We start from the raw sequence: 5,372 nt of genomic DNA, 5'->3' as shown, positions 1-5,372 counted from the left end.
CCTCCACGGACAGTCCCAGCGAAAAGATCTTCTTGACGATCATAGCGGGATTCCTTTCAGCCCTCAGCCGGCCAGGGCCCGGCGGATGCTTTGGGCCGCTACCTTCTGGCTTTCGAGGGACACGTAGGGGTGCATGGGTAGACTGAACACGCTGTGGCTGGCCGACTCGCTGACCGGAAGGACACCCTGGGAATAACCGCAAGGTGCAAAGGCCTTCTGGAGATGGAGCGGCTTGGGATAGTAGACGGCCGTGGGGATTCCGTCCTCGGCGAGGGCCCGACGGATGCGGTCCCTTTCCTGGCTGTTCTGGGCCATTACCGTGTACTGGGCCCAGACCGAGGTATATCCCTCAGGGATCACCGGCGTGGGCACCAGATCGCCGAGCAGTTCGGTATACCCGGCCGCGACCCGGTCCCGCATCCGGATATCCTCGGGATATCCGTCCAGCTTGGCCAGGAGGATGGCCGCCTGCAGAGTGTCCAGTCGACCGTTGATGCCCACCCGGACGTTCTCGTATCTATCCCGGCCCTGGCCGTGGTTACGGATGGATCTGAGCAATGCGTCCAGTTCCGGGTCGTCCGTGAAGCACATCCCCCCGTCGCCGTAACACCCCAAGGGTTTGGCCGGAAAAAACGAGGTACAGCCGATCAAGCCGAGATTCCCGGCCACCCTGCCCTTGTAGCCCGCGCCCAGGGACTGGGCCGCGTCCTCAATGACCGGCAGACCGGCCTCGTCGGCCACGGCCCGGATGGCGTCGTAGTCCGCGGCCAGGCCGAAAAGATCCACCGCAATGATCGCCTTGGGGGCCAGGTCGGCATAATTGGCCGGGAGGGGATAGGCCAGGGGGTCCTTGGTCCGCATGGCCGCCACGGCCTGGGACAATGCCTCGGGGGCCATGTTAAAAGTCCTGGGATCGATGTCCACAAAAACCGGCGTCGCGCCCAGCAGGGAGACGACCTCGGCCGTGGCCACGAAGGTGAAGGGCGAGGTGAAGACCGCGTCACCGGGCCCAACACCGAGAGCCAGCAGGGCCATGAGCAGAGCGTCGGTCCCCGATCCGCAGGCCACGGCGTGCCTGCTGCCCACGAACCGGGCCAGACGGCCCTCGAGTTCTTCGATCTCGGGGCCCATAATGTACTGCCCGTGGTTCAAAACGGCATCCATTCTCTCTCGAATCGCCGGCTCCAATAGCGCGAACTGTGTCTTCAAATCCACGAACGGCAATGTCGTCGCCATGAGTGCTCCTTGAATGTATGGCCATAGTGAGGTCGATTCGTTCTCGACCCCCGGCCGGGTCACGACCGGCCTGTGGCCGGCCCCCGCTTCATCTGCCTGAGAATCGTCGTGGCCAGCTCCAGGGCCCGGAGCCCCTCCCGGCCTGTCACCTTTGTGTTCTCCCCGGCCGACACGGCCCGAGCAAATTCACGGAGTTCCATCTCCAGGGCGTTTACTTCCGGGCTTTGGGGACGATCATAGTACACGGGTCTGCTCCGGTCGCCCGTGCCGAGGGTCGCCACCGGCAGACCCGGACCCTTGCCTCCCGGTTCGGGGAGGGTGAAAATTTCTGCCTTTTTCTCCAAAAAATCGAGAATGAGGTATTTGTTCGGCTGAAAAAGACGCATCCTCCGCATGGCTTTCATTGAAATCCGGCTGGAGGTCACATTAGCCACAGCCCCGTTTTCAAAGGAGATACGGACGTTGGCGATGTCCTCGACCTCGGAGACCACGGCCACGCCGCACGAGTCCACCGAGGCCACCGGGCTTCCGACCAGGTTCAGGATGATGTCCAGATCGTGGATCATCAGGTCGAGGACCACGCTGACATCCGTCCCTCTGGGGTTGAACGGACTCAGCCGGTGGCTCTCGATGAACATGGGGCGGATGTCGTGACCCTCAAGCGCCAGGAGGGCCGGGTTGAAGCGCTCGATGTGTCCGACCTGTAATTTGAGGCCCCTGGCCTCGGCCAGTTGGATGAGATCCTCGGCCTCGGCCACCGTGGCCGTGATGGGCTTTTCAAGAAAAACATGGCACCCGGCTTCCAGGGCCGCCCTGGCCACCTCGTGATGCATGACCGTGGGCACCACGATACTGACGGCGTCGACCCGTTGCAGCAGGTCGTCGAGGGATGAGCAGGCCGTAACGCCCGTGGTCTCGGCCACTTCCAGACAACAGGTCCGGTCGACGTCGTAGACTCCCTGAAAATCCAATTCCGGGATGCCCGCCGCCAGTCGAGCGTGAAACTTTCCCAGATGCCCGACCCCAACGACCCCAAAGGGGATGCCCATGCTTATTTCCTCCTGTTTCTCGATCGGGCGGCCAGATCAAGGACGATTTCCGCCGTCGTCCTGGTCGCTCCGCCCCGACCCAGCAATTCCGGGATCTTGGCCACTTCGTCCCGCACGGCCTGAAGGGTTTCCGGCCGGTCCAGCCAGTCCAGGCCCTGCCCGGCCAACAGATCGGGATTGGCTCTCCCCTGAATGAACTCCGGATACACCCCCCGACCCAGGATCAGGTTCGGCATGGCGATATGGGGTACATGGATGAGCATCCGACCCAACACCGAACTCAAGGCCGAGACCCGATAGGCCACCATGGCCGGTGTCCCCAGCAGGGCGCATTCCAGGGTCACCGTCCCCGAGGCGGCCATGACAAAGGCGCACTCCCGAATGCGGGCGTGGCGCTCGTCGGCCTCATGAACCTCCAGGGGCACGTCCCGCGGCCAAAGCCGGGCCACTGTCGCACGGTCCACATGGGGAGCCCGGACGAGCCGAAACCTGAGGTCTGGATGGTTCTCAAGAAGTATCCGGGCCGCCTGCCCGAAAACGGGCAGCAGACTCTCCACCTCGCGCCGCCTGCTCCCGGGGAGCACGCCGATCAGCTTCGGATCGAACGTGACCCTTCCCAAGCCTGCGAGGTCCATTTCCTCCAAGAGGGGATGGCCGACGTAGACGGCCTCGACCCCATGGTCCCGAAAAAAGGGTTCCTCAAAGGGGAAGATGCATACCAGCCTGTCCACGAATTTTCGCAGGAAACGGACCCGGCCCTGCCTCCAGGCCCAGGCCTGCGGGGCGATGAAGTAGACAACCGGGATTCCCAGTCTATGGGCCATGCGCACGACCAAAAAATGGAAATCCGGGCAGTCGACCACGACCACGGCCTGGGGCCGGAACTCCTTCATGGCCCGCCGGACTCGGGACAGAAGACCGATGATCCTGGGGATGTGCCCCAAAACCTCGGTCACCCCGACCACGGAAAGCTCCTCGGCCCGGGCCACGGTTTCCAGCCCGGCCCGACGCATGCGCTCTCCGCCCATACCCGCGCACCGGCACCCCGGTCGAAGGGCCTCGAGTTCGCGCATGAGCAGCTCGCCATAGACGTCGCCGGAGGATTCTCCGACGTTCAGCCACAGGCGGGTTTCCGGTTTACGGTCTTTTTTCATCCCTGAACGGCTTTACGGTCCAAAAAGAATTCTGCTACTGGAGAGGACTTCAAAACACAAGCGGAGCCACAGGCCCCTTCCCTGATCCTTCGCCCAATCCAAGGAGTTCATCACCATGTCCCGCGCCCATGTGCCCGCCCTTGTCACGATCTTCGCCCTTTCGACCGTCCTGTTCGTCGGTTTGGCCCAGGCCCGCACCTTGCGCCTCGGCCACGCCGTGAACACGGTCAGCCACTACCAGATCGGGGCCGAGGCCATGGCCTCGGAGCTGTCCAGGCTCTCCAACGGCAGTCTGACCATCGAGATCTTCCCCAACCGTCAACTCGGCGACGAGCGGGCCCTCATTGAAGGAGCCACTCTCGGTCTTGTGGATCTGGCCGTGTCCTCCACCGGCCCCCTGGGCAACTTCGCCCCCGACTTTCTGGCCCTGGACGTTCCCTACGTCTTCGCCGACCACCAACAGGTCGATGCCGTATTGGACGGCCCCCTTGGACAAGGCTTTCTGGACGCTCTCGCCGATCACGGACTCCTCGGTCTGGCCTTCTGGGAAAACGGCTTCCGGCACCTGACCAACAGCCGCAAACCCGTGGTCGTCCCCGGCGATCTCAAGGGCATGCGGCTGCGAACCATGGAAAACCGGGTCCACATCCTGGCTTTCGAGACCCTTGGAGCCATCCCCCAGGCCCTTCCCTGGGGCGAAACCCTGGCGGCCCTCCGCCAGGGGGCCCTGACCGCCCAGGAAAATCCCATCGCCATCATCTATGCCTTCAAGCTCGGCCAGCTCCAGCGTTTTCTGTCCCTGACCGGCCATGTCTATTCCCCGGCCGTGGTCATCTGCAGCCCCGCGACATGGAAATCCCTGTCGGAAAACGAGCGGGACTGGCTCATCCGCTCAGCCCGGCATGGGGCCAAGACGGAAAAGGACTATGTCCGGCAAGAGGCCGGGCGTCAGGTGATGGAACTTGAGGCCGAGGGCATGGCCGTCAACGAGGTGGACAAGGCCGCCTTTCAACAGGCCTTGGCACCCATGAAGAAAAGGCTCCAGGCCGACTACCCCTGGCTGGGAAAAATTGAACACGCCCTGAAGCCGTAGCCTTTGGGCGAATGGCAATAGGGTCCATCTGGAACTATTCACGGACAATTTGACCTCAACGTCAACCCGAATGATCCAGCTTAAACCGTGAAAACATCCCCGTTGAACGGTCGGGCCCTGGTCCACCCTTTCAAGACCGCCCTGGCCGCTCTGATCGCCGCCCTGGCCTGCGAGGCCCTGGAACTCGACCAGAGCCTGTGGGCCGTGATTTCGGCCATCATCGTCATGCAGGCCGACCTCGGGGGAAGTGTCCACGCCGGGTGGGTCCGGCTTTTGGGAACCCTTGTCGGGGCCATTGCCGGTGTACTCATGGGGCTGGTGGTACCGGACCCGACTGCGGCCATGGTCGTGGCCGTCTTTGTCACCATGTCTGTCTGCGCCATCATTTCGGGACTCAACGAGGCCCTGCGCCTGGCCGGCATCACCGCGGCCATTGTTCTCATGCTCGGGGAACCCGGCCAGAGCGTGGTCGAGACCGGGGCCATCCGCTTTCTGGAAACGGCCCTGGGCATTGCCGTGGCCCTGGCCGTCTCTCTGTTCGTCCTGCCCTTTCGGGCCGCCACCGGCCTGGGACGCGGTCTGGCCGAGGCCCTGTCCGCCTGCGCCGACCTGTACCGGGCCTTGATCCAGGCCGAGTTCGATGACCGGGACACTTCCAAGGATATCGTCGAGGCCCGGGCCAGACTCAGGGCCCTGCAAGACGCCAACAAAACCTTGATCAGGTCAGGCTTCAAGGAACCCCGATCGAAAAAACGGGTCGAATTCCTCCGTGGCATCTTCCGGCTGGAACAACGCCTCGAAGAACATTTAATGGCCATGGAGCACGCCGTGGAATCACCC

The 5,372-nt window shown here is 63.2% G+C and carries 5 protein-coding genes; 2 read left to right on the top strand and 3 right to left on the bottom strand.

Features of this window, described 5'->3' with window-relative positions:
- Nucleotides 1-63: 63 nt before the first annotated feature.
- From EOM25_11965 to EOM25_11955, 3 genes are read right to left on the bottom strand one after another with little or no spacing between them, the layout of a single operon-like run.
- Complete coding sequence (locus tag EOM25_11965; protein ID NCC25888.1) at nucleotides 64-1,236, bottom strand: DegT/DnrJ/EryC1/StrS family aminotransferase; 1,173 nt, start codon at nucleotides 1,234-1,236, stop codon at nucleotides 64-66.
- Nucleotides 1,237-1,295: 59 nt separating this feature from the next.
- A complete protein-coding gene (locus EOM25_11960; GenBank protein ID NCC25887.1) occupies nucleotides 1,296-2,285 on the bottom strand; it encodes a Gfo/Idh/MocA family oxidoreductase in 990 nt (329 codons plus the stop codon).
- A 2-nt stretch (nucleotides 2,286-2,287) separates the two neighbouring features.
- A complete protein-coding gene (locus EOM25_11955) occupies nucleotides 2,288-3,439 on the bottom strand; it encodes a lipid-A-disaccharide synthase (GenBank protein ID NCC25886.1) in 1,152 nt (383 codons plus the stop codon).
- A 115-nt stretch (nucleotides 3,440-3,554) separates the two neighbouring features.
- On the opposite strand from EOM25_11955, the gene EOM25_11950 reads away from it, so the two are divergent.
- A complete protein-coding gene (locus EOM25_11950) occupies nucleotides 3,555-4,532 on the top strand; it encodes a DctP family TRAP transporter solute-binding subunit (protein ID NCC25885.1) in 978 nt (325 codons plus the stop codon).
- Nucleotides 4,533-4,619: 87 nt separating this feature from the next.
- A partial coding sequence (locus tag EOM25_11945) for a hypothetical protein (protein ID NCC25884.1) occupies nucleotides 4,620-5,372 on the top strand: 753 nt, incomplete at its 3' end.

Source organism: Deltaproteobacteria bacterium, assembly GCA_009929795.1.
Lineage (GTDB): Bacteria > Desulfobacterota > Desulfovibrionia > Desulfovibrionales > Desulfomicrobiaceae > RZZR01.
This window is presented reverse-complemented; position numbering and strand designations above follow the sequence as displayed.

Excerpts from the sequence above, each read along its gene's own strand:
- EOM25_11965 (NCC25888.1), bottom strand. The coding sequence starts at position 1,236 with ATGGCGACGACATTGCCGTTCGTGGATTTGAAGACACAGTTCGCGCTA.
- EOM25_11960 (NCC25887.1), bottom strand. The coding sequence starts at position 2,285 with ATGGGCATCCCCTTTGGGGTCGTTGGGGTCGGGCATCTGGGAAAGTTT.
- EOM25_11955 (NCC25886.1), bottom strand. The coding sequence starts at position 3,439 with ATGAAAAAAGACCGTAAACCGGAAACCCGCCTGTGGCTGAACGTCGGA.
- EOM25_11950 (NCC25885.1), top strand. The coding sequence starts at position 3,555 with ATGTCCCGCGCCCATGTGCCCGCCCTTGTCACGATCTTCGCCCTTTCG.